The sequence below is a fragment of the Skermanella rosea genome, from assembly GCF_016806835.2.
Taxonomy (GTDB): Bacteria; Pseudomonadota; Alphaproteobacteria; order Azospirillales; family Azospirillaceae; genus Skermanella; species Skermanella rosea.
In genome coordinates this window covers 3,356,445-3,379,488 of record NZ_CP086111.1, presented here as the reverse complement: position 1 = coordinate 3,379,488, position 23,044 = coordinate 3,356,445, and the positions used below count along the sequence as shown (strand labels likewise).

General features: G+C 68.5%; 25 protein-coding genes and 1 pseudogene. 16 read left to right on the top strand and 10 right to left on the bottom strand.

Annotated features, from left to right (window positions below):
• Positions 1 to 34: 34 nt before the first annotated feature.
• A pseudogene (locus tag JL101_RS15700) lies at positions 35 to 328 on the bottom strand (transposase); the annotation flags it as partial.
• A 160-nt stretch (positions 329 to 488) separates the two neighbouring features.
• Here JL101_RS15700 and JL101_RS15695 point away from each other — a divergent pair.
• The 8 genes from JL101_RS15695 to JL101_RS15660 all read left to right on the top strand — a co-directional run bounded on the left by JL101_RS15695 (position 489) and on the right by JL101_RS15660 (position 7,818).
• Positions 489 to 1,772 carry an ABC transporter ATP-binding protein gene (locus JL101_RS15695; RefSeq protein ID WP_203100619.1) on the top strand — a complete coding sequence of 428 codons (1,284 nt, stop codon included), beginning with the start codon at positions 489 to 491 and terminating at the stop codon, positions 1,770 to 1,772.
• 113 nt (positions 1,773 to 1,885) lie between these two features.
• The gene (gene tatA, locus JL101_RS15690; protein WP_203100618.1) at positions 1,886 to 2,197 is read left to right on the top strand and encodes a twin-arginine translocase TatA/TatE family subunit; all 312 of its coding nucleotides are present in this window, start codon (positions 1,886 to 1,888) and stop codon (positions 2,195 to 2,197) included.
• A 101-nt stretch (positions 2,198 to 2,298) separates the two neighbouring features.
• A complete protein-coding gene (gene tatB, locus JL101_RS15685; protein WP_203100617.1) occupies positions 2,299 to 2,826 on the top strand; it encodes a Sec-independent protein translocase protein TatB in 528 nt (175 codons plus the stop codon).
• Positions 2,823 to 3,623 carry a twin-arginine translocase subunit TatC gene (gene tatC, locus JL101_RS15680; RefSeq protein ID WP_203100616.1) on the top strand — a complete coding sequence of 267 codons (801 nt, stop codon included), beginning with the start codon at positions 2,823 to 2,825 and terminating at the stop codon, positions 3,621 to 3,623. The genes tatB and tatC overlap by 4 nt, the downstream gene beginning before the upstream one ends.
• Positions 3,624 to 3,757: 134 nt before the next feature.
• Positions 3,758 to 5,032: a serine--tRNA ligase gene (gene serS, locus JL101_RS15675; RefSeq protein ID WP_203100615.1), complete on the top strand. Its 1,275-nt coding sequence runs from the start codon at positions 3,758 to 3,760 to the stop codon at positions 5,030 to 5,032.
• The gene (gene surE / locus JL101_RS15670; RefSeq protein WP_203100614.1) at positions 5,025 to 5,807 is read left to right on the top strand and encodes a 5'/3'-nucleotidase SurE; all 783 of its coding nucleotides are present in this window, start codon (positions 5,025 to 5,027) and stop codon (positions 5,805 to 5,807) included. The genes serS and surE overlap by 8 nt, the downstream gene beginning before the upstream one ends.
• Positions 5,804 to 6,469 carry a protein-L-isoaspartate(D-aspartate) O-methyltransferase gene (locus JL101_RS15665; RefSeq protein ID WP_203100612.1) on the top strand — a complete coding sequence of 222 codons (666 nt, stop codon included), beginning with the start codon at positions 5,804 to 5,806 and terminating at the stop codon, positions 6,467 to 6,469. The genes surE and JL101_RS15665 overlap by 4 nt, the downstream gene beginning before the upstream one ends.
• 5 nt (positions 6,470 to 6,474) lie before the next feature.
• On the top strand, positions 6,475 to 7,818 hold the full coding sequence (locus JL101_RS15660; protein ID WP_203100609.1) for a peptidoglycan DD-metalloendopeptidase family protein: 1,344 nt from the start codon (positions 6,475 to 6,477) through the stop codon (positions 7,816 to 7,818).
• On the opposite strand, the gene JL101_RS15655 is transcribed toward JL101_RS15660, so the two are convergent.
• Positions 7,775 to 8,650 carry an ATP-binding protein gene (locus tag JL101_RS15655; RefSeq protein WP_203100607.1) on the bottom strand — a complete coding sequence of 292 codons (876 nt, stop codon included), beginning with the start codon at positions 8,648 to 8,650 and terminating at the stop codon, positions 7,775 to 7,777. The two genes, JL101_RS15660 and JL101_RS15655, sit on opposite strands and share 44 nt — an antisense overlap.
• Before the next feature lie 227 nt (positions 8,651 to 8,877).
• On the opposite strand from JL101_RS15655, the gene yajC reads away from it, so the two are divergent.
• The 4 genes from yajC to JL101_RS15635 are packed head-to-tail and all read left to right on the top strand — an operon-like array spanning position 8,878 to position 12,297.
• Entirely contained in the window at positions 8,878 to 9,330 is a 453-nt protein-coding gene (gene yajC, locus JL101_RS15650; protein ID WP_203100605.1) for a preprotein translocase subunit YajC, read from the top strand.
• A 29-nt stretch (positions 9,331 to 9,359) separates the two neighbouring features.
• Positions 9,360 to 10,934 carry a protein translocase subunit SecD gene (gene secD / locus JL101_RS15645; RefSeq protein ID WP_203100603.1) on the top strand — a complete coding sequence of 525 codons (1,575 nt, stop codon included), beginning with the start codon at positions 9,360 to 9,362 and terminating at the stop codon, positions 10,932 to 10,934.
• Positions 10,935 to 10,946: 12 nt separating this feature from the next.
• Positions 10,947 to 11,891, top strand: coding sequence for a protein translocase subunit SecF (gene secF, locus JL101_RS15640; protein ID WP_203100601.1), 945 nt, complete (start codon positions 10,947 to 10,949; stop codon positions 11,889 to 11,891).
• Between the two features lie 31 nt (positions 11,892 to 11,922).
• Positions 11,923 to 12,297, top strand: a complete 375-nt coding sequence (locus JL101_RS15635; RefSeq protein ID WP_203100599.1) for an Mth938-like domain-containing protein — start codon at positions 11,923 to 11,925, stop codon at positions 12,295 to 12,297.
• Between the two features lie 54 nt (positions 12,298 to 12,351).
• On the opposite strand, the gene JL101_RS15630 is transcribed toward JL101_RS15635, so the two are convergent.
• The 4 genes from JL101_RS15630 to hpnC form a co-directional block, all read right to left on the bottom strand.
• Positions 12,352 to 12,951 (bottom strand): superoxide dismutase, encoded by a 600-nt coding sequence (locus JL101_RS15630; RefSeq protein ID WP_203100597.1) that lies wholly within the window; start codon positions 12,949 to 12,951, stop codon positions 12,352 to 12,354.
• Positions 12,952 to 13,020: 69 nt separating this feature from the next.
• Positions 13,021 to 14,361 carry a hydroxysqualene dehydroxylase HpnE gene (gene hpnE, locus JL101_RS15625; protein ID WP_203100595.1) on the bottom strand — a complete coding sequence of 447 codons (1,341 nt, stop codon included), beginning with the start codon at positions 14,359 to 14,361 and terminating at the stop codon, positions 13,021 to 13,023.
• Positions 14,362 to 14,368: 7 nt separating this feature from the next.
• The gene (hpnD, locus tag JL101_RS15620) at positions 14,369 to 15,232 is read right to left on the bottom strand and encodes a presqualene diphosphate synthase HpnD (protein WP_203100592.1); all 864 of its coding nucleotides are present in this window, start codon (positions 15,230 to 15,232) and stop codon (positions 14,369 to 14,371) included.
• Positions 15,229 to 16,101: a squalene synthase HpnC gene (gene hpnC, locus JL101_RS15615; RefSeq protein WP_203100590.1), complete on the bottom strand. Its 873-nt coding sequence runs from the start codon at positions 16,099 to 16,101 to the stop codon at positions 15,229 to 15,231. The genes hpnD and hpnC overlap by 4 nt, the downstream gene beginning before the upstream one ends.
• A gap of 141 nt (positions 16,102 to 16,242) precedes the next feature.
• Here hpnC and JL101_RS15610 point away from each other — a divergent pair, with 141 nt between their 5' ends.
• Positions 16,243 to 17,094, top strand: a complete 852-nt coding sequence (locus JL101_RS15610) for a phytoene/squalene synthase family protein (protein WP_203100587.1) — start codon at positions 16,243 to 16,245, stop codon at positions 17,092 to 17,094.
• Between the two features lie 46 nt (positions 17,095 to 17,140).
• Here the strand turns inward: JL101_RS15610 and trmFO are convergent, their stop codons facing one another.
• On the bottom strand, positions 17,141 to 18,520 hold the full coding sequence (trmFO, locus tag JL101_RS15605) for a methylenetetrahydrofolate--tRNA-(uracil(54)-C(5))-methyltransferase (FADH(2)-oxidizing) TrmFO (protein WP_203100585.1): 1,380 nt from the start codon (positions 18,518 to 18,520) through the stop codon (positions 17,141 to 17,143).
• 160 nt (positions 18,521 to 18,680) lie between these two features.
• Here trmFO and JL101_RS15600 point away from each other — a divergent pair, with 160 nt between their 5' ends.
• Positions 18,681 to 19,187, top strand: a complete 507-nt coding sequence (locus JL101_RS15600; protein WP_203100583.1) for a DUF1499 domain-containing protein — start codon at positions 18,681 to 18,683, stop codon at positions 19,185 to 19,187.
• 6 nt (positions 19,188 to 19,193) lie between these two features.
• On the opposite strand, the gene JL101_RS15595 is transcribed toward JL101_RS15600, so the two are convergent.
• Positions 19,194 to 19,556, bottom strand: a complete 363-nt coding sequence (locus JL101_RS15595) for a hypothetical protein (protein WP_203100581.1) — start codon at positions 19,554 to 19,556, stop codon at positions 19,194 to 19,196.
• Positions 19,557 to 19,642: 86 nt separating this feature from the next.
• On the opposite strand from JL101_RS15595, the gene JL101_RS15590 reads away from it, so the two are divergent.
• Positions 19,643 to 20,056, top strand: a complete 414-nt coding sequence (locus tag JL101_RS15590; RefSeq protein ID WP_203100579.1) for a DUF3574 domain-containing protein — start codon at positions 19,643 to 19,645, stop codon at positions 20,054 to 20,056.
• 18 nt (positions 20,057 to 20,074) lie between these two features.
• Here JL101_RS15590 and metW read toward each other — a convergent pair whose 3' ends face one another.
• Together metW and metX are read right to left on the bottom strand one after the other, a co-directional pair.
• Positions 20,075 to 20,734 carry a methionine biosynthesis protein MetW gene (gene metW / locus JL101_RS15585; RefSeq protein WP_203100577.1) on the bottom strand — a complete coding sequence of 220 codons (660 nt, stop codon included), beginning with the start codon at positions 20,732 to 20,734 and terminating at the stop codon, positions 20,075 to 20,077.
• Positions 20,731 to 21,951 carry a homoserine O-acetyltransferase MetX gene (gene metX, locus JL101_RS15580; RefSeq protein WP_203100575.1) on the bottom strand — a complete coding sequence of 407 codons (1,221 nt, stop codon included), beginning with the start codon at positions 21,949 to 21,951 and terminating at the stop codon, positions 20,731 to 20,733. Before metX ends, metW begins: the two co-directional genes overlap by 4 nt.
• Positions 21,952 to 22,209: 258 nt before the next feature.
• On the opposite strand from metX, the gene JL101_RS15575 reads away from it, so the two are divergent.
• A complete protein-coding gene (locus tag JL101_RS15575; protein WP_407697323.1) occupies positions 22,210 to 23,007 on the top strand; it encodes a chorismate mutase in 798 nt (265 codons plus the stop codon).
• Positions 23,008 to 23,044: the final 37 nt, after the last annotated feature.

Sequence of the window (23,044 nt, the reverse complement as noted above, 5' to 3'; positions counted from 1 at the left end):
GGGGCGCATCGAGATCTCCCGCTCTCAAGACCGACTAGCAAAACCATCGTTCGAAGAACCGGAAGGTTATGATTGCGGCAGGCAGATGTTGGAAGGCGGTGAAGATATCCAGGCGTCGCTCGTATCGGACGCAGATCCTTCGGAACTGGGCGAACCATGCGAGGGTTCGCTCGACTTCCCAGCGATGACGGCCGAGATGAGCGCCGTTCTCGATGCCGCGCCGGGTGAGGCGAGGAATGATACCTCGCCGACGCAGCGCGCGCCGGCACCTGGAGCCCGGCTTGCGCCGTCCGGCTATGTGACTCGGCAAAACCGGCTTTCGGCCAGCCATCGGATCGTGAGGAAACTGGCCAACTGTTCCTGCTATCCGTGGCGACCTGCGACAAACGGCCTCCGCCCTGCGACTGGTTTTAAGAACCAATTGCAATCCTGTGCGGGCGTGCCTTAATAGCCCCTTGCGCCCGCCCCAAAAGCAGCGACCGGGACCGATGGATCATTCCTATTTCGACGACCGTACCGTGGCTTCCCGCCCTTCGAGCCTGCGTTCGGCGCTGCGGGCCGCTCTGCGCGGCCGTTCGGCGACCTGGGTCGGAAAGTCGCCGGCGGGATCAGGGGCCGCATCACCCGCTTCTGGGGGTGCTAACAGGGATCCGGCGTCGTCGCACGACGTAGCCGGTCCGGCGCCCAAGCACGCCGTATCGGCGCAGGAGGCGCTCGGCCTCGACCATGTGCGGCACCGCTACGGCGGAATGGTGGCCGTGGATGACGTCAGCCTCGGCATCGCGCGCGGCGAGATCATGTGCCTGGTCGGTCCCAGCGGCTGCGGAAAGTCAACGCTCCTGCGGGTCGCGGCGGGGCTGGAGGCGCTCCAGCACGGCACGGTGAGGATCAACGGCAAGGTGGTCGCCGACAGCGGCGGCTGCGTTCCGCCGGAGCGGCGCGGCGTGGGGCTGGTGTTTCAGGACTATGCCCTGTTCCCGCACTTGTCGGTGATCGACAACGTCCGATTCGGACTGTCAGGCATCCCGGTCGAAAGCCGGCGCCGCCGCGCGATGGAGACGCTGGAGCAGGTCGGGATGGCTTCCCATGCGGACCACTTCCCCCATGCCTTGTCCGGCGGGCAGCAGCAGCGCGTGGCGCTGGCCCGCGCGCTGGCGCCCAATCCGGCGGTGCTTCTGCTGGACGAGCCGTTCTCCGGCCTGGACGCCCGCCTGCGCGAGCAGGTGCGCGACGAGACGCTGCACGTCCTTAAGAAGACCGGGGCGGCCACCATGCTGGTCACCCACGATCCGGAGGAGGCGATGTTCCTGGCTGACCGGATCGCCCTGATGCGCGACGGCAAGCTGATCCAGCTCGGCAGTCCGGTCGATCTCTATACCCGCCCGGCCGATGCCTTCGCCGCGCAGTTCTTCGGGGAGGTCAACCGGATCGCCGGCCGGGTGCGCGGCGGCGCGGTCGACACTCCTGTCGGCCGGGTGCCCTGCGACCTTGCCGAGGGAGCCGCGGCCGAAGTGCTCATCCGTCCCGAGGCGCTTCAGCTTGCCGCTCCGGATGCCGCCAACGGCGGGCGCGTTCCCAACCTGGGCCGCGTGATGGCGGCCCGGCTGCTCGGCCGGACAAGTCTGATCCATCTCGACGTGCCGGACGGAGGCGACGGGCGCCATCTGCATTCCCGGATGCCCGGCCAGTTCCTTCCGCCCGAGGATTCGCACGTGGCAATCATGCTGGACCTCCGGCAAGCCTTTGTATTTCCCGCCAAAGATCCGACATAAATAGTTGTGATATCCCGGGGCGCTTTGATCCCCCGGATCGTTGCGGTCGGTTTGGCTTTCTGCCAATATCGCGCCGCAGCGCGCACCCACGAGCGGACTTTGGAGATTTCTCAATGAGTATCGGTATTTGGCAGGTGGTCCTGATCCTCGTGATCGTCCTGATCATTTTCGGAGCCGGCAAGCTGCCGAAGGTGATGGGCGACGTCGCCAAGGGCGTCAAGAACTTCAAGTCCGGCCTGAAGGAGGACGACGATGACGGCGTCGCCGAACAGCCCAGGGTGATCGACAGCCACGCCACGACCCAGCCGGTCCAGCAGCCCGTCCACACCGCGCCGGCCCAGCCGATGGCTCACGTTCCGCCGGCCGGCACGCCGACGGTGGACCACACCACCACGGTCAGGAAGGACGAGACGGCCAAGACCTGAGCGGTCCCGGCAGAGCCTCCGCAAAGCGCTTGGCAGTTCCATGTCGCCCGCCGTCCCGCCTTTGGTAGCGGGCCCCTTCCGCCGTCCCTGGACGATCCGTAATGCTTGATATTGGCTGGTCCGAACTGCTCGTCATCATGGTGGTGGCGCTGCTCGTCATTGGACCCAAGGACTTGCCCAAGGTCCTGAAGACCGTCGGCATCTGGGTGCGCAAGGCGCGCATGCTGACCCGCGACTTCCAGAACAGCGTGGACGAAATGATCCGCGAGGCCGATCTGGAGGACGTGCGCCGGCAGGCGACCGAACTGCGCAACCTGAACTTGGCGAAGGAGGTGGAGAATACCATCGACCCCTCCGGCTCCCTGCGCAACGCGTTCGATCCCAACGTCACGTCAAGCCCGGCGGTCACGGCCCGTCCGCGCGCGGAGGATGACTCCGACCCGGAAGCCGAAGCGGACAGGGCGGCCCACCGGGATACGGACGGGGGTGCGACGGCTCCGGAGGCCAGGCGCCCGCCCGCCCAGATCCCCGCGGCGGCCGCCGAGCCTCAGCTTCCAGCCGTGCCGGCCGAACAGAAGACCCCCGAGCCGGCCGCGGTGCCGGCCGATACCTCTGACAAGCGGGCATGACCACCGTGAGTGAAGACGGCCTCGACGACAGCAAGATGCCGCTGCTCGATCACCTGATCGAGCTGCGCAACCGGCTGATGTACTCCATAGCGGCGGTCTTCGCCGCCTTCCTGATCTGTTACTATTTCAGCGCAGACATCTACGCCTTCCTGGTCCGTCCGCTGGCCGACCTGCTCGGCCACGAAGGCCGCCGCATGATCTATACCGGCCTGACGGAGGCGTTTTTCACCTACGTCAAGGTCGCCTTCTGGGCCGCCATGTTCCTGGCGTTCCCGATCATCGCCAGCCAGCTCTGGATGTTCGTCGCCCCCGGCCTCTACAAGCACGAGCGCAACGCCTTCCTGCCGTTCCTGGTGGCCACGCCGATCATGTTCTTCCTGGGCGGCGCGCTCGTCTATTACGCGATCTTCCCGCTGGCCTGGAGCTTCTTCCTGAGCTTCGAGCAGCTGGCGCCCGGCCCCGAGGGGCTGCCGATCCAGTTCGAGGCGCGCGTCGGCGAGTACCTGTCGCTGGTGATGACGCTGATCTTCGCCTTCGGCATCGCCTTCCAGCTTCCGGTGCTGCTGACCCTGCTGGCCCGGGCCGGCATCGTCTCCTCGGAGGCGCTGGCGTCCAAGCGGAAATACGCCATCGTCGTCATCCTGATCGCCGCCGCTATCATGACGCCCCCCGACGTGATCAGCCAGCTCGGCCTCGCCGTCCCGCTCTATGCGCTGTACGAGATTTCGGTGCAGATCGCGCGGGTGATGGAAAAGCAGCGGGCCAAGCGGGACGAGGAAGCCGAAGCGGCTGAGTGAGGGGCCTGGGTGAAAAGGGCCACAGGGTGCGGCGGAATGAACACAGCCCGCCGCGCTCTGGTCCGCACGGCTGGACCGGGGACATGAGGAGCTTTATAAACAACTTCCCGTAACGTCTTCGATCCAGTGGCCTCATGCACGACTTACGCCTGATTCGCGACAATCCCGAAGCTTTCGACCGTGGTCTGGCGAGACGCGGGCTGTCGGCCATGTCGGGTGAAATCCTCGACCTCGACGCCCGCCGCCGCGCCGCCCAGACCGCGCTGCAGGAGATGCAGGCTCGCCGGAACGAGGCCTCCAAGGAGATCGGCAAGGCCAAGCGCGAAGGACGCGGTGCCCAGGACCTGATGGCCGAGGTAGCCGGCCTGAAGGAAGGCATCCAGCAGACTGAGGAGGATGAGCGGGAAACCGGCGCCGCCCTCGAAACCCTGCTCGCCAGCCTGCCCAACATACCGGCCGACGACGTTCCCGATGGTCCGGACGAAAGCGGCAACGTGGAACTGCGCCGGGTCGGCGAGCCACCCCGCTTGAACACTGCGCTGGAGCATTTCGAGCTTGGCGAGAAGCTGGGGATGATGGACTTCGCCGCCGGGGCCAAGCTGTCGGGTGCGCGGTTCACCGTCCTGCGCGGCAAGCTCGCCCGCCTGGAGCGGGCGATCGGCCAGTTCATGCTCGATCTCCACGTCAACGAGCATGGCTATACCGAGGTCATGCCGCCCCTGATGGTGCGCGACGAGGCCGCCTTCGGCACGGGCCAGCTTCCCAAGTTCGCCGAGGACCTGTTCCGCACCACGACCGGCCACTGGCTGATCCCGACCGCCGAGGTGCCGCTGACCAACTTGGTCGCCGACCGGATCCTCGACCTGGAGGACCTGCCGCTCCGCATGGCCGCCCTGACGCCCTGCTTCAGGTCCGAAGCCGGGGCCGCCGGCAAGGACACCCGCGGCATGATCCGCCAGCATCAGTTCTGGAAGGTCGAGATGGTCAGCGTGACCGGCCCGGACCAGTCGAATGCCGAGCACGAGCGCATGACCCAATGCGCCGAGACCGTCCTGCAGCGGCTGGAACTGCCATACCGCACGATCGCGCTGTGCACCGGCGACATGGGCTTCTCCGCGGCCAGGACCTACGACATCGAGGTCTGGCTGCCGGGACAGAACGCCTACCGGGAAATCTCGAGTTGCTCGACCTGCGGGGATTTCCAGGCTCGCCGCATGAAGGCGCGTTGCCGGCCGCGGGGCGACAAGAACACCCAGTTCGTCCATACGCTCAACGGCTCCGGCGTCGCGGTCGGCCGTTGCCTGATCGCCGTCATGGAAAACTTTCAGCAACCAGATGGGTCCATAATCGTGCCGGAAGCCTTGCGGCCCTACATGGGTGGACTCGATAGGATTGCGGCGGATGCTTAAGGCTCCCCTGGACGTTTCGAAGGCCCGGATCCTGCTGTCCAACGACGACGGCATCCATGCTCCCGGCCTGGAAGTGCTTGAGAAGATCGCCCGGTCCCTGTCCGACGACGTCTGGGTGGTGGCGCCCGAGACCGAGCAGTCCGGCGCCAGCCACTCGCTTACCCTGCACCGGCCCCTGCGCATGCGGCAGATGGCGGAGCGGCGGTTCGCGGTGGACGGCACGCCGACCGATTGCGTCCTGCTGGCGATCAACCACATCCTCAAGGACCGCAAGCCCGACTTGGTCCTGTCCGGCGTCAACCACGGCAGCAACCTGGGCGAGGACGTGACCTATTCCGGCACGATCGCCGCCGCGATGGAGGCGACCCTGCTGGGCGTTCCGGCCATCGCCATGAGCCAGCATCTCGATCCGGCCCAGCCGGCGCTGTGGCAGACCGCCCTTCACTGGGGGCCGGAGGTGGTGCGGAAGGCGGTGTCGGTCGCATGGCCGCGCAACGTGCTGATGAACGTCAACTTCCCCAGCGTCGAGCCCGGCGAGGCGCAGGGAATCCATGTGGTCCGCCACGGCCAGCGCAAGGTCGGCGACGACCTGACGGAACGGGTCGATCCTCGCGGACGGGCCTATTTCTGGATCGGAACCCTTCGGGGGGACGCCGACACGTTGCCGGACACCGACATCGGGGTGGTGATGGACAAGGGCATCGCGATCACGCCCCTGTTCCTCGACCTGACCCATACCCCCACCCTCGATACGCTGAGGACGGTGTTCGCTTGAGCATCGATGCGCGCAAGATCCGCCTGATCATGCAGCTTCGCCGGTCGGGCGTGACCGACACGGCGGTGCTGGCCGTGATCGAGCGCTTGCCGCGCGAAGCGTTCGTCCCGCCGTCCTTCCTGGATCAGGCGTACGAGGACATGGCCCTGCCGATCGGGTCCGGCCAGACGATCAGCCAGCCGCTGGTGGTCGCCATGATGACCCAGGCGCTGGAGCTGCATAACCGGCTGAAGGTGCTGGAGATCGGCACCGGCTCCGGCTATCAGGCCGCCGTCCTGTCGCGGCTTACCCGGCGGGTCTACACGATCGAGCGGCACCGTCCGCTCCTGCGCGACGCCGAGGCCCGGTTCCATCAACTGGGGCTGCACAACATCACCACCCGCGCGGGCGACGGCACCAAGGGGTGGCCCGAGCAGGCGCCGTTCGACCGCATCCTGGTGACCGCCGCGGCCGACGGCGCGATACCGCAGGACCTGACCGACCAGCTCGCGGTCGGCGGCGTCATGGTCGTCCCGCTGGGGAACGACCGGCGGGACCAGCGGGTCTATCGGATTCGCCGCACCGAGACCGGCCTGCACAGGGAGGAATTGTGGCCCGTACGGTTCGTGCCCCTGCTTCCCGAACCGGTCCCGGTTCCGGTCGCCCGCGTCCGCACGTCGTGACCGCCATGGAACCGCGGAAGCGACTGGCCCTCTTCGCCGCTCTCGCCATCGCGGGGTGTACGCGCGCCGACGCGCCGGCGCCGGTGTCGATCTACCGGGAGCAGCCGGCACCCTCGGCCCCGGGAATGATCACGGTGGCGCGGGGCGACAATGTCTATGAGATCGCGCGCCGGTACAATGTACCCATGCGCGAGGTGATCGAGCTGAACGGCCTCAAGCCCCCCTACGGCCTTGCCGTCGGCCAGCGCCTCCGACTGCCCACGGCCCGGTTCTACACCGTGCAGCGCGGCGACACGATCTCCAGCATCTCGCGCATGCATCGGGTCGGCATGTCCGAACTGGCGCGGACGAACGGCTTGAAGGAACCGTTCGCGATCAAGGTGGGCCAGCAGCTCCAGTTGCCGGGCGGCCCGGACACGATGGTCGCCCAGGCTCCGGCCGCGGATGTGGGCCAGCGAAATGCCCTGGGGTCCGGCCGGGTGCCGGAAGCGGCGCCGCGCCCGACCGTCTCGGCGCAGGCGCTGCCGCCTCCGCCGGCCCAGCCGGTGCCGCAACCCGTGCCTCAGACGCAGTATCCGCCCTACTCGCCGCGTCCGGGGTACGGTGCGGTGCAGTCCGGTCCCCTGCCGACGCCCGCTCCGGAGCCGATCCCCGCGCCGCCGGTCATGGCGACGCCCGCTCCGGTCCACCCGGTTCCGGTACCGGCACCGCAGCCGAACGGTCAGGTCGCCGCCGTGGAGCCTCCGCCCGCGCCGGCGGCAGCCCGGCCGGTGCCCCGGATTCCGGTGAAGCCGCCCCAGGCCACCGCGCCCGCTCCGGCGCCCACGCCGCCCGCAGCCGTCCCGGCACCGCCCGCGGCCGCTCCTCCCCCTGCCGTGGCGGCCAAGCCGCCCGCCATCGAAACGCCGGAACCGCGCAGTTCCGGCCGGTTCCAGTGGCCGGTCAGGGGCACCATCCTGTCGGAGTTCGGACCCAAGCCGGGCGGCCTTCACAATGACGGGCTGAACATCAGCGCGCCGAAGGGGACGGCCGTCGTGGCGGCGGAGAACGGCGTCGTGGCCTATGCCGGCAACGAGCTGCGCGGCTTCGGCAACCTGCTGCTGATCCGGCACGCCGACGGCTGGATGAGCGCCTACGCCCACCTGGACGAGATGCTGGTGGATCGCGGCGCCACGGTGAAGCGCGGGCAGAAGATCGGCACCGTCGGCAGCACCGGCAACGTCTCCTCCCCGCAGCTCCATTTCGAACTGCGCAAGTCCAACCGGGCGATGGACCCTCGCGACCACCTCTCCGGCGAGCGGCGCGTCAGTCGAGACGTTGCCCCAGACGGCCGGCCAGGTCCTGGATGAACTGCCAGGCGACGCGGCCCGACCGGCTGCCGCGGGTCATCGACCACTCGATCGCCTCCGCCCGAAGCTGGTCCCGGGCCATGTCGAGCCCGAAACGATCGGCGTAGCCTTCGACCATCGCGAAGAAGGTTTGCTGGTCGCAGTTGTGGAAGCCAAGCCACAGGCCGAAACGATCCGACAGCGATACCTTCTCCTCGACCGATTCGTGGGGGTTGATCGCGGTCGATCGCTCATTCTCGATCATGTCGCGCGACATCAGGTGGCGCCGGTTCGACGTGGCGTAGAACACGACGTTGGCCGGGCGCCCCTCGATGCCGCCGTCCAGCACCGCCTTCAGCGACTTGTACGCGGCGTCGTCATGGTCGAACGACAGGTCGTCGCAGAACAGCACGAAGCGGCGCTTCGAGGCGCGCAGCAGGTTCAGCAGCTCCGGCAGGGAGGGGATGTCCTCCCGGTGGATCTCCACCAGGGCGAGCACGCCCGGCATTTCCTCGGATACCGTCGCGTGGACGGCCTTCACCAGGGAGCTCTTGCCCATGCCCCGCGCGCCCCACAGCAGCGCGTTGTTGGCCGGCAGCCCGTCGGCGAAGCGGCGGGTGTTCTCCAGCAGGGTATCGCGCTGGCGCATGACCCCCTGGAGGAGCGGCAGCTCCACCCGGTTGACCTGGGGCACCGGGACGAGGCGCCGGCCCTCGGCATGCCAAGTGAAGGCGTCGGCCCCGGACAGGTCCGGCGACGGGGCCGGCGGCGGGGCGAGACGCTCGAGCGCGTCCGCGATTCGGGCGAGCAGGACGGGCAGGGATGTATCGTCTTTGTCTGAAGCTGTTTGCACTGACCGGGAACCTGACTACATATGCGGTAGGAATGTGGAGCCCGGTCGGCCCGACCGGGCCGCATGGGCGGCAAACCCTAGCATAGCTCGGGCGCAGCACAAGACAGGTCGGCCATTCCGGAAGGACTTCCGGGCGGCGCGTCAGTCTTGGCCGGTTTCGATTGCAACCCGGGCGCGGGCCGTTATAGTCCCGCGGTCCGCCAAGAATATAACGAGAGGAGCACCGGATGTTCGTATCAACGGCCTATGCACAGGCCGCGGATGGGGCGGGAGCGGCTGGCCTGATGTCGTTTCTGCCGCTGATCCTGATCTTCGTCGTCTTCTATTTCCTGCTGATTCGTCCGCAGCAAAAGAAGCTGAAAGAGCATAAGTCCATGCTCGAGGCGTTGCGCCGAGGCGACCGGGTCGTCACCGGCGGCGGCATCGTCGGCACCATCACGAAGGTCGGCACCGACGACGAGCTGGTGGTCGAGATCGCCGAGGGCGTCCGCGTCCGTGTGCTTCGCTCCACGATCAACATGGTGCTGGCGAAGACCGAGCCCGCCAAGGGCGGCCGGACAGCCGCGGGCGCGACGGCCGACGGCAAGGATGCCGAGGCGGTCGAGACGACCGTCGAGCCGGTGCAGGACAACGCCACCGGACCGAGCCGCGGCATCGGCAAGATGTTCGGCCGCAAGTAACCAGACGAAGAGGCAGGTATCGGCAAGCCATGGTTCATTTCGCCAAGTGGAAGATCGTCCTGGTCATCCTTGTCTGTGTTCTGGGGGTGATCTACGCAGCTCCAAACCTGCTCGCACGATCGACCGTGGAGGAAATGGGCCAGGGCCTGCCGAGCTGGCTGCCCACCCGGACGATCAACCTGGGCCTCGACCTCCAGGGCGGCTCCCACCTGCTGCTCGAGGTAGAGGTGGACACCGTCATCACCGAACGCCTGAACGGCTTGGTGGACAGTGCCCGCACCGCCCTGCGGGAGGCCCGCATCGGCTACACCGACCTGGGCGTCCAGGACGGCGCCGTGACCTTCGCCGTGCGCGACCCGGCGGATCGGGAACGGGCCTATCAGCTGGCCCGGGGGCTCGACAGCGACCTCGCGGTGGAGGCCGGCGAAGGCGGCAGGATCAGCGCGCGCCTGACCGAGGCCGCGGTTGAGGCGCGTAAGCGGTCGGCGGTCGACCAGTCGATCGAGATCATCCGCCGCCGCATCGACGAGACCGGCACCCGCGAGCCGACCATCCAGCGCCAGGGCGAGGACCGCATCCTGGTGCAGCTTCCCGGCCTGCAGGACCCCGAACGGGTCAAGCGGCTGATCGGCCAGACCGCCAAGCTCAACTTCCGTTTCGTCGACCAGTCGGTCAGCGCGGCCGACGCAGCCGCCCGCCGCCTCCCGGCGGGGACCGAGCTTCTGCCGTCGGCCGAGGTGCCGGGCCAGACCTACGTCGTCAACCGCCGGGTCATCGTCGGCGGCGACACGCTGGTGGACGCCCAGCCGTCGTTCCAGAACGGCGAACCGGTCGTCAGCTTCAAATTCGATTCGGTCGGCGCCCGTCGGTTCGGCGATGCGACCCGCGACAATGTCGGCCGTCCCTTCGCGATCGTGCTGGACGAGAAGGTGATCAGCGCGCCGGTCATCCGGGAACCGATCCTGGGCGGCAGCGGCGTCATCTCCGGCAACTTCACGGTCCAGGCGGCCCAGGACCTGGCGCTGCTGCTGCGCGCCGGCGCGCTGCCCGCGCCGCTCACCATCCTGGAGGAACGGACCGTCGGTCCTGGCCTCGGCGCCGACAGCATCGAGGCGGGCAAGATCGCGAGCCTGCTCGGCCTCGTCCTGGTCGTGGTCTTCATGGGCGCGTCCTACGGCTTGTTCGGCCTGATGGCCAACGTGGCCCTGATGTTCAACATCGCCCTGATCTTCGCGGCCCTGTCGATCCTCCAGGCGACCCTGACGCTTCCCGGGATCGCCGGCATCGTGCTGACGATCGGCATGGCGGTGGACGCCAACGTGCTGATCTTCGAGCGGATCCGGGAGGAGATGCTGAACGGGCGAAGCCCGGTCGCGGCGATCGACGCCGGCTACAGCCGCGCGCTGACCACGATCATCGACAGCAACCTGACGACCCTGATCGCGGCGCTGCTGCTGTTCAGCCTGGGCTCCGGCCCGGTCAAGGGGTTCGCGGTCACCCTCGCGATCGGCATCCTGACCTCCATGTTCACCGCGGTCATGGTCACCCGCCTGATGGTGGTCACCTGGCTCCGCCGCACCCGGCCGCGCGCCATCCCGATTTGAGGCGGAGTACCGATGCGCCCGATACGTTTCATTCCCGACAACACGCAGATCGATTTCATTGGCCGCCGGATGATCGCCTTCGCCTTCTCCGGGCTGCTGGTCCTGGGCTCGATCATCGTCATCGCCGTCCAGGGGCTCAATTTCGGCATCGACTTCCGCGGCGGCATCCTGATGGAGGTCCGGACGGAGGGGCCGGCCGATATCGCTTCCATGCGGAACTCCCTGTCGGGCCTCGGCGTCGGGCAGGCGACCCTGCAGGAGTTCGGCGGCCCGCGGGACGTCATGATCCGCATTCCCCATCAGGAAGGCGGAGAGGCCGCCCAGATGGCGGCGATCGAGCAGGTGCGCGGTGCCCTCGGGCCGGGCGTCGAGTACCGCAGGACCGAGTTCGTCGGACCGCAGGTCGGCGACGAACTGATCCGGGCCGGCATCCTGGCGGTGGTCCTGGCGATCGGCGGCATCCTCGCCTATGTGTCGTTCCGATTCGAATGGCAGTTCGGCGTGGCAGCGGTCGCGGCGCTCACCCATGACGTGATCGCCACCGTCGGCCTGTTCGCGCTGACCCAGATGGAGTTCAGCCTCAGCACGGTCGCCGCGGTGCTGACGGTCGCGGGCTATTCCATCAACGACACGGTCGTCGTGTTCGACCGGGTCCGGGAGGATCTGCGCCGGCACAAGTCCACGGACCTTCCCACGCTGCTGAACACGGCGATCAACCAGACGCTTGCGCGCACGCTGATCACCAGCGGGACCACCCTGCTTGCAGTGCTGGCCCTGGTGCTGTTCGGCGGCGAGGTGATCCGCGGCTTCAGCGTCGCCCTGATCTGGGGCATCGGCATCGGGACGTACTCGTCGGTTTGCGTCGCCGTTCCGCTGCTGCTGTACCTCAACATCCGCCGCGGCCGGTCCGGCGGTGCGGGCAGGAAGGACCAGGCCGCCGCCGCGGGCAGCGCCTGAGTACGGGCGAACGGAACCTGGAGAGACGATCATGGATGTGACGCCGCTGATTCCAGCAGACCGTCAGGTCATCGACGCCTATGGCCCAGGCATCTTCCGGGTCAGCGGAACCCTCTACGAGGGTCCGGTGCTGGTGTTTCCCGACCATACGCAGCAATGGGAAGCCGGCAGCTTCGCGGAGCTGTCGGTGGAAAGCTTCAGCGTGATCCGCGGCGCGCAGCCGGCGGTCGAGATCCTTCTGCTCGGTTCCGGCCCCAAGATGGGCCTGCTGCCGTCGAAGCTGCGACGCGAACTGCGCGAGGCCGGCATCGTCGTGGACGTGATGGAGACGGGGGCTGCGTGCCGCACCTACAACGTGCTCCTGTCCGAGGAACGCCGCGTCGCCGCGGCCCTCCTGCCGGTCTGACGGGCATGAAAAAAGGGGCCCGCCCGGGCCCCTTTCTTCCGTCCGCAGGGCCGGTCAGGCCTTGCTGTACAGTTCGGCGACGAATTCCCAGTTCACCATGTTGTCCAGGTACGCCTTGAGGTAATCGGCGCGCCGGTTCTGGTAATCCAGGTAGTAGGAGTGCTCCCACACGTCGCAGCCGAGCAGGGCGGTCTGGCCGTGGACCAGGGGGTTCTCGCCGTTCGGGGTCTTGGTGACCTTCAGCTTCCCGCCGTCGACCACCAGCCATGCCCAGCCGCTGCCGAACTGTGTCATGCCGGCCTGGGTGAAGGCTTCCTTGAACTGGTCGATGCCGCCCAGATCTTCTTTGATCTTGGCTTCCAGCTCGCCCGGGATGGCGCCGCCGCCACCCTTCTTCATCATCTGCCAGAACAGCGTGTGGTTCCAGTGCTGGCCGGCATTGTTGAAGATGGTCTGCTTGGACGGGTCGCCGTAGGACGCCTTGCAGATCTCCTCAAGCGACTTGTCCGCCAGGGGGGTGTCCTTGATCAGGTTGTTGAGGGTGGTGACGTAGGCCTGATGATGCTTGTCGTGGTGGAACTGCAGCGTCTGCGCCGACATGTAGGGATCCAGCGCATCGTACGCGTACGGCAGCGGGGGAAGTTCAAAGGCCATCGGTTCCTCATTTCGTTTTTTCGGGACACATGCCGCGGCGAAGGGTCGCCGGGGCAAATTTGCTTGAGGCTACGCCCGTTGAGATATGTCGAGCGGGCGCCGTTGTGAAGCCTGCATCGCGGTCCGCGCCGGCCTTTCGACCGATCCAGAGTCTAACACCGCCGCGGCGGCCTTGTTTCCTGACCGTATCGCCCCTTCTATGGTCGCCGGAAGACCCGTCGCGGTCCAGTCCCCGGCCAGCGACAGGTTCGACAGGTCTGTCAGGGGACCCGGGCGGCGTTCCGAGTCGGCCGGGGTCTGGCGGAAAGTGGCCCGCTTCTCCTTGATGATCCGGGCGGGCGGCATTGCCGGACCGAAGCCGCAGGCGGATGCCACGTCCCGCCACAGCAACGCTGCCAGATCGTCCGCCGGGCGGTCGATCAGCCGGTCGGCGGCGCTGACCGTGACCGATACGACGTCGTCGCGGGCGAACAGCCACTCCGCCGTTCCGCCGATCAGGCCGAGGAAGATCCGGCCGCCCGGCAGGACCGCGGGGCGGTCCAGGCGGTAATGGGCGTTCAGGATGGCCGTGTGCGCCTCCGGCACGGCCAATCCGGGCAGCAGCTCGGCGGCGCCGGCCGGCGGCAGGGCGAGCACCACGGCATCCCCGGGCCGCAGCTCCACCGTCTCGCCGGCGAACTCCAGGGCCGTGACCCGTCCGTCCTCCGTCACGAGCCGCCGCAGCCGGGCCTTCAGCCTCAGGTCGCCACCCCGCGCCTCAAGGTAGGCCAGCGCCGGATCGACGAAGGTGTCGGACAGGCCGCGCGCGGCGATGAACGGCCGGCAGGCGGCCCCGCCGCGCAGGAAGGTCTCGGCCACGACGGCGCCCATCAGGCGTGCCGATCCCCGCTCCGGCGCGATGTTCAGCGCGGCGACCGCCAGCGGTTCCCACAGGCGCCGGTAGAGCACCGATCCCGGATCCAGGCAGTCAGCCACCGTCGCGTCCCGGCCCGCGCGCAGCAGCTTCAGCAGCGCCAGATAGTCGCGCAGCCGCGTACCGGGAACCCGGCGGCCCGGTACCAGCATCCACCAGGGAAGGGGGCCGCCGTTGGGCCGCAGGGCCCATCTGTCTCCCGTGCCGAGATCGAGGAACGGGAACTCCGCCGGATCCGCGGCGGCGACCAGCCGGTCGCGGGCGCCGATCCGGTCGAGCAGCGCGAATACCGCCCGGTTTCCGCCCAGCAGCAGGTGATTGCCGTTGTCGATCGTCCGATCCAGCACGGGGTCGTGCAGGGACCGGCAGCGACCCCCGGCCTGTCCGGCCGCCTCGTACAGGATAACCCGGCGCCCGTTGCCGCCCCGGTCGCCAACCAAGGAGACGGCGGCGGCAAGGCCGGCCATGCCGGCGCCGACGACGTGGACGGTAGTCATGGCGTCATCAGCTCCGCGGCGGCCGTCCGGCAAGGCAGCGCAGCGTCACCCATGCCTTCTCCGCCCGGTGCAGGCGCGGACGCCGGCCGATGTCGCGCCAGCCCCGTGCCCGCAGCCGGTCCAGCATGCGGCGGTAGAGCATCATCATGGCGCGGGCGGCCCACAGGCGGCGCCTCGGCCAGCCCGCCATCAGGCGGTCGGCTTCGGCGAAGCGCGTCTCGGCCATGTCCGCCAGGTCGTCACAGGCCTTGCCGAGGTTGGGGTGACGCAGCACCTCCGTCGGATCGTTCGCGGAGATGCCGGCACGGACCAGAAGCTCCCGCGGCAGGTACAGGCGGCCGATCGCGGCGTCCTCCTCCAGGTCGCGCAGGATGTTGGTCATCTGGAGCGCGTCGCCGACGGCCAGGGCGAAAGCCTCGGTCTCGGCGTCGGCGCGGTCGAACACCCGTATCGCCAGCAATCCGACCGCCCCTGCGACCCGCCGGCAATAGACGCGCAACGTATCGAGCGGGGGCGCCCGCAGGGGTGTGCCCAGGTCCATCGCCATGCCGTCGATCACCGCTTCCAGCTCCCCACGGGGCAGATGGTAGCGCACGATGGCATCGGCGAGCCCGGTGGCCACCGGACCGACCGGAGCGCCGCCCAGGTAGAGCGAACGGACCTGCTCGCGCCAGGCCGCCAGCGCCGCGCGCTTCTCCTCCAGCGGTCCCGGCTCGTCGACGATGTCGTCGACCTGCCGGCAGAAGGCATAGATCGCGAACATGGCTGCCCGCTTGGGCCGGGGCAGCAGCAGCATGGGCCAGAAGAAGGTCGTGCCGGACTTCCCCGCGATCTCTCCCGGGGCGGCGGAATCGGCCGTCTGCACGGTCATCGGGAGCTAAGCCCTGCCACGATGCCCTGGAAAGTCGCCACGACCCGTCCCGGCGTGGTCAGCTTGACCCGGCGGGCCAGCGGGTCCTGCCGGCGGAGCTGGCGCGACAACGCCCGCGCCAAGCTGAGGATGACAGCGCTTTCCAGGCGCAGCCCGCGATGGACGACCACGCCCGGAAGCGGCGCCGCGCGTTCCAGCAGCTTGTCCACCTCGTCCAGGGTGCGGTCCAGGATCGCGCGGAGCTGGTCGTTCGAGCTGCGCTCGACCAGCCGTTCCGGGCTGACCTTCGACTGCTCGAACCAAATCCGCGGAATATAGCAGCGCCCCAGCTGGACCCAGTCCTCGCGGCAGTCCTGAAGGTGGTTGAGGATCTGGAGAGCCGCGCACAGGGCGTCCGACGGCCCGACCGCCTTCGCCCCCTCGCCATGCAGGTCCAGCAGGTAACGGCCCACCGGCGCCGCCGAGTAGCGGCAGTAGAGCATCAGGTCGCTCCAGGTCCGGCACGGCGTGTTCTTGGAATCGCGCCGGAAGGCCTGGAGCACCTGCCTCGCATGGGTATCGGGGATCCGGGTCAGCTTCAGGCTGGCGTGCAGGTCCAGCGCCGGCTGGAGATAGGCGCTGTGGGCCTCGCCCTTGACCAGGGCGCGCTCCAGCGCGTCCAGGTGGCTCAGCTTCAGTTCCGGTTCCAGGTCGGGATCGTCGGCGATGTCGTCGGCGAGCCGCACGAAGTGATAGAAGGCCATCACGTGCGGGCGCAGGCGTTTCGGCAGCAGCCGCGAAGCTACCGGGAAATTCTCGCCGCTCGCGTCCTTTTTCGCTGACGGCTCGGTGCTTCCTGTGGCGGGCGGTGCGATGTTGAACTCGGCCATGGGTGTCCGCGTTGAGCGAGGTCGGGCTAAGGGTCTGGCCGATCAGCCGCGCGAGGCCAATATGTCATGGCGCCAGAGGCCCACTATAGAGCATGTTGGCACTGGTTTCCTTCGTCACGATGCGGCTTCCCTCGAAATTTCATGGCTAACTCCGACGCGGCCCTTTCCTATTGCGGGCAGGAAGTCCGGAAGTATGACAACGACCGGTTTCTGACCTGCCTGTTCGCCCCGCCCGACCGGCGCGAGGCGCTGTTCGCCCTCTACGCCTTCAACCTGGAGATCGCCAAGACCAGGGAGGTGGTGACCGAACCCGTCCTCGGCCAGATCCGGCTGCAATGGTGGCATGACAGCATCGGGGAGGTCTATGCCGGTGCCGGCCGCCGCCACGAGGTGCTGATGCCCCTGGCCGAGGCGATCCGCCGGTTCGACCTGACCCGCGCCCATTTCGAGACGCTGATCGACGGCCGCGAAGCGGACCTGACCGACGAGCCGCCGGCCGACAGGACGTGCCTGGCCAGCTATGCGGAAGTCACGTCGGCGCCGCTGGCCAAACTGGCGCTGGAGATCCTGGGGGTCCGCGGCGCGTCGGCCGACGCCGCGGCCCGCCATGTCGGCATCGCCTGGGCGCTCACCGGCCTGCTGCGCGCCGTGCCCTTCCACGCGCGGGGCCACCGGCTGTACCTGCCCAGGGACGTGCTGGAGCGTCACGGCGTGTCGGAGCGCAGCCTGTTCGACCTGAAGCCGCCGGAGGGATTGAAGGGTGTCGTGGCCGAGGTGTCCGGCATGGCGCGTACCCATCTGGAGGAAGCGCGGGCGCTGCGCGGGCAGGTGCCGCGCGCAGGCTATCCGGCTCTGCTGACCGCGACGCTGGCGGACATCTACCTGGGGGTCATCGCGAAGGCGGGGAACGACGTGTTCGCTCCCCGTGTCCAGATGCCCAACCCGTTCCGGCAAGCCCGGCTGGCGTGGCGGGCCATGACGGGCCGGTATTGACGGCCCGGGGCTCTCGGTCGGCAGGAGACGGCGATCCGCGCCGACGCTACTCCGCGGCCTGCTTCGTTCCCAGCCAGCCGTCCAGGTCGCCCAGCGCCCGCCTGGTATAGGCAAGCTTGCGGTCCCGGCCCTTGATCTTGCCTTCCAGGTCGGGAAACAGGCCGAAATTGACGTTCATGGGCTGGAAGGTCTCCGTCTCGGCGCCGCCGGTGATGTGGTTCAGCAGCGCGCCGAGCGCCGTCGTGGCCGGCGGGGCGGCGCAGGTGCGGCCCAGCCGCTCGGCGCCGGCGAAGCGTCCGGTCAGCAGGCCGATCGCTGCCGATTCCACATAGCCTTCGACGCCGGTCACCTGCCCGGCGAAGCGCAGTCTCGGCATCGCCTTCAGGCGCAACCCGCGGTCGAGCAGCTTCGGGCTGTTCAGGAAGGTGTTGCGGTGCAGGCCGCCCAGCCGCGCGAACTCCGCATTCTCCAGCCCCGGAATCATCCGGAACACCCGGACCTGGTCGGCATACTTCATCTTGGTCTGGAAACCGACCAGATTGTACAGGGTGCCCAGCGCATTGTCCTGGCGAAGCTGGACGATCGCGTGGGAGCGGCGGCCGGCCTCGGGGGGCGCATGCGGGTTGGTCAGCCCGACCGGCTTCATCGGGCCGTAGCGCAGGGTGTCGACGCCGCGCGACGCCATCACCTCGATCGGCAGGCAGCCCTCGAAGTAGGGGGTGTTCTTCTCCCACTCCTTGAAGTCGGTCTTGGGCGCGTCGAGCAGGGCCTGGATGAAGGCCTCGTACTGCTCCCGGTCCATCGCGCAGTTGATGTAATCCTGGCCGGTGCCGCCGGGACCAGGCTTGTCGTAGCGCGACTGGAACCATGCCTTCGACAGGTCGATGCTCTCCTTGTAGACGATCGGCGCTATCGCGTCGAAGAAGGCCAAGCTCTCTTCGCCGGTCAATTCCCGGACCGCCTCCGCCAGCGCCGGGGAGGTCAGGGGGCCGGTCGCGACGATCACGCTGTCCCAGTCGGCCGGCGGCAGGCCTGCGACTTCCTCGCGGGCGATGGCGACGAGCGGGTGGCTCGCCAGCGCCTCGGACACGGCGGCCGAGAAGCGGTCGCGGTCCACCGCCAGCGCGCCGCCGGCGGGCACCTTGTGGGCGTCGGCGCAACGCAGGATCAGCGATCCGCAGCGGCGCATCTCCTCGTGAAGGAGGCCGACCGCGTTGTACTCGGCATCGTCGGACCGGAACGAGTTGGAGCACACCATCTCCGCCAGCCCATCGGTCTGGTGGGCCTCGGTCTTGCGCACGGGTCGCATCTCGTGCAGCACGACCGGTACGCCGGCCGAGGCGATCTGCCACGCGGCCTCGCTGCCGGCGAGACCGCCGCCGATGACATGGACGGGGCGGGGGAGGTGCTGCTGCGATATGCTCATCTGTACGGACTTGCCTTCATGGATCAGACTGCGCAGATGGCGCATCCGATGCGGATTGGCAAGGGTCCGGATCGGCCTTGCCCGGTGCCTCCCATGAAGCTACACCGGTCGGACGGCGGTTCCGGGCCTGGGGCGCGCCTTTCTCACGACAGGAGCCGACATGCTGAAGTCCGTGGCCAGAGCGTTGCTGGCCGTGATCCTCCTCGCGGCCATCGGCTGGTACGGCTGGCAGCTCGGACCCTGGGCCGACGGGGCGCCGGCCGACCGCGCGCCGGCGGATTTCGCGGCCCTGGAACGCGCCTCCACCCCGAACCAGTACCTGGTGGCGCCTCCGGGAACGACGCCGAGGGCGGAGCCGGACGCCGGGAGCCCCGTGTTCCCGGTCCCGCCGGAACGGCTGCGCGACGCCATGATCGCCGTGGTCGAGGAGGCGCCGCGCACGACCCTGCTGGAACGGTCGTCCGACGGAATGCGGATGCTGCTGGTGCAGCGCAGCGCCCTGCTGCGCTTCCCCGACTACGTCGACGTGGCCATCCTGCCGGCGGGCGAGGGCGGATCGACGGTCGCGGTCTACAGCCGGTCGCGGTTCGGCTACTCGGACATGGGGGTCAACCGCCGGCGGGTGGAGGCGTGGCTCGCCGACCTGAAGCGGCGCATCGGCGCCTGAACCGGATCAACGCTGCGGCGGCTGGGTGGCCGGCGGCGTGCCCGCGGCCGGGGGAGGGTTGGCGCTTTCGCTCTGGGCTTCGCCCGGTCCGGTCATCTCGGCAGGCGCATCCTCCGCCTGCGGGGTGCCGCCCGGCACGCCGGTATTGCCTTGGCCGGTGAGTTCCCGGCTCGGAGCCTCGCCGGAGATACCCGGAGTCGGGGCGACCCTTTCCGTCGTCGTCTGGTCGCCCGGCTGGGGAGCGGTCATCAGCGGCCGGTCGGCCGCATCGTTGCTCGGATTGGCGGGAGCCTGAGTCGTCGTCTGGGCCAGGGCGGCCGAGGATGCGAAGACCAGGGACAGGGCGGCGGCAAAGAAGCGCATGCGCATAAGGGGGTTCCTCCGGCGGTTTCCATATGAACAACAGCCGATGTCCGCGTACATTCCCTGGGTGTCCCGTGGCGGAGGAGAAGGCGATGCGGAACCGGGTGATATCGTTGGCGCTGGCGGGCACCCTTCTCGGCGGCTGTGCCGGCCCGATGGCGGCGGGCTGCGGTCCAGGCGCGAATCCCGGCCTCGTGGCGGAAGTCGTGTTCGGGCGCAACATCGGTGACAGCCTGGGCGTGACCGATGCCGACTGGAGCCGCTTTCTGGACGAGGAAGTGACGCCGCGCTTCCCCGACGGACTGACGGTCCTGGATGCCGGCGGTCAGTGGCGCGACACCGGCAACGGCACCATCGTGCGGGAGCCGAGCAAGGTTCTGGTGATCGTCCTGTCCGACGCGGCGCGGGACCGTCCCCGCGTCGCGGAGATCGCGGACGCCTACAAGCGGCGCTTCGACCAGCAGGCCGTGCTGACCATGACTCGCCCGGCCTGCGTCAGCTTCTGACCGGGGCGTCCGCCCGCCTCAACCCTGCTTGCCGTTCCGGCGCAGCATGAAGACGCCCTGCTCGCCGAAGAAGTTGGCGATGCCATCGGCCGATGCCAAGCGGGTAGGGCGGTTGTCGCGGCCGAGGATCACGCTGCGATCGATCGTGATGTCCAGCCGGTCGCACAGGCTGGTGAAGTCCTTGATCGTGCAGAAATGGATGTTCGGCGTCTCGTACCATTCATAGCCCAACCGCTCCGTCACCGGCATGCGGCCGAGCCACAGCAGCGCCATGCGGATCCGCCAGTAGCCGAAATTCGGGAACGACACGATGGCCCGGTCGCCGATCCGAACCAGTTCCTCCAGCACGGTGCGGGGCGCCCGCATCGCCTGGAGCGTCTGGCTGAGGATCACATAGTCGAAGGCGCCGCTCGGATAGTCCTTCAGGTCGGTCTCGGCATCGCCCTGGATCACCGACAGGCCGTGGCTGACGCAGGTATGCACCCCGTCCATGCTCAGTTCGATCCCCCGGCCGTCGACGCCCTTCTCGTGGACCAGGAAATCGAGCAGCGCGCCGTCGCCGCAGCCGATGTCCAGCACCCGGCTGCCCGGCTCGACCATGTCGGCGATCAGCTTGAGGTCGAGACGGATCGTGCCGGAACGCCGATTCCGGGAGGAGGCGTCGTCGAGCGGGCTCATGCCGTGGCCGCCCGCCGCCGGGTCAGGCCCCGGTGCTCGGCGCAGCCGTCCAGGAAGCCCCGCACCACCTGATGGAATTCCGGCTCGTCCAGCAGGAAGGCGTCGTGGCCCTTGTCGGTCGCCACCTCGACGAAGCTGACGTTGGCCGCCACCGCGTTCAGCGCGTGGACGACGGCCCGGGACTCGGTGGTCGGGAACAGCCAGTCGCTGGAGAACGAGGTCAGGCAGAACCGGACCGGCGTGGGGCCGTCCTTGACCCGGAACGCGTTGGCGAGGACGCCGCCATGCTCCGCCGCCAGGTCGAAGTAATCCATCGCCCGGGTGATATACAGGTACGAATTGGCGTCGAACCGGTCGACGAAGGTGATGCCCTGGTGCCTCAGGTAGCTCTCGACCTGGAAGTCGGCGTCGAAGCCATAGGTCACCGCCTGCCGGTTCTGCAGGTTGCGGCCGAACTTGCGGTGGAGCGCCGCCTCGGACAGATAGGTGATGTGCGCGGCCATGCGCGCCACGGCCAGCCCGCGGTGGGGCCGCACCCCCTGGTTCAGGTAGTCGCCGCCGCACCAGTCCGGATCGGCCATGATCGCCTGCCGCCCGACCTCGTGGAAGGCGATGTTCTGGGCGGAGTGGCGGGCGGCGGTCGCGATCGGCAGCGCCGCGAAGACATGCTCCGGGTAGCTGACCGCCCACTGCAGCACCTGCATGCCGCCCATGGACCCGCCGACCACGCAGAACAGCTTCTCTATGCCGAGATGGTCGACCAGCAGCTTCTGCGCCCGCACCATGTCGGCGATCGTGATGACAGGGAACCCCAGGCCATAGGGCTTGCCGGTCGCGGGATCGGTCTCGGCCGGGCCGATGCTGCCCATGCAGCCGCCGATCACGTTGGAGCAGATGACGAAATAGCGGTCCGTGTCGATCGGCCGCCCCGGGCCGACCAGCATGCTCCACCACCCGGGCTTGCCCGAGACGGGATGGTAGTCGGTCACGAAATGGTCGCCGGTCAGCGCATGGCAGACCATCACGGCGTTGGACCGGTCGGCGTTCAGCGTGCCGAAGGTGCTGTAGGCGACGGTGAAGTTCGCCAGCTCCACGCCGCAGTCCAGCCGCATGGGCCGGTCGGTCCCCAGCACCACCCGCCGGTTCGTCCCCTCCGAAACGGAACCGGCAGCCTCGGCGACGTCCGGCGGCTGGCGAAACGGAATGGACGCGTTCATCGGTCGGGCGAACCTGCTTCGAAAAGGTGGGGGCAAAGCTGCTAACCAGGAAGCCGCATAGCTAGGGAGCAAGCCATGGGGGTGTCAACGTTTTCTTTGATTTTACCAAGGTCCGAGACTACTACTATCCGGCTGCGTTGACCGCTCCGTCCACTCCCTGACCGGCAAGATCTGAAGTCCATGTCCTCACCAACGCCATCGCTTGATGAACTGCGTCGCGAAATCGATGAAATCGATGACAAGATCCATGATCTGATCATGCGGCGTGCCCAGGTGGTGGAGCTGGTCGGGATCGCCAAGCGGCCCGACAACCAGATCGTCCGACCTGGGCGCGAAGCGACGATCCTGCGCCGACTCGCCGCGCGCCATACCGGCCCCTTCCCGATGCAGGTCCTGGCCCGGCTATGGCGGGAGATGATCGCGACCTTCTCCCGTATCCAGGGCCCCTTCGCCATCGCGGTCTACGCGCCGGAGGACAGGCGCGGCTTCTGGGACATCTCCCGCGACCACTACGGCAGCTCGATCCCGATGACGGCGGTCAACACGCCGGCCGCCGCGATCCGCGCCGTGGCCGACGGCACGGCGACGGTCGGCGTCGTGCCCATGCCGGAGGAGGACGACCACGACCCCTGGTGGCGGTACCTGATGAACCAGGACCCCAAGACGCCGCGTGTCGTCGCCAGCCTGCCGTTCTGCGGCCGCGGCAACGCGCGCGGCGACGACCGGGACGCGCTCGCCATCGCGTTGATCCAGCACGAGCGCACCGGCGACGACCGCACCCTGCTGGGCATCGAGCTGACCGAGGATCGCAGCCGCGGCCGCCTGAAGGAGGCGCTGGAAGCCGCCGGCCTGACCACCGTCAGCTTCCGGAGCTGGACCGGCCGGGAAACCGGCGGCGGCCCGCTCCATCTGGTCGAGGTCGCCGACTATGTCGACCTGCAGGACAAGCGGCTGGCCGCCTTCGCGGCCAACATGGGCGATATCCTGCTGCGGACCACGCCGATCGGCGGGTACGCGGTGCCGCTCGGAAGCTCCTCCGATCCCAAGAAGCTCTGATCCCCGATAAGCTTGGATTCGTCGAACTTCGGTCCCC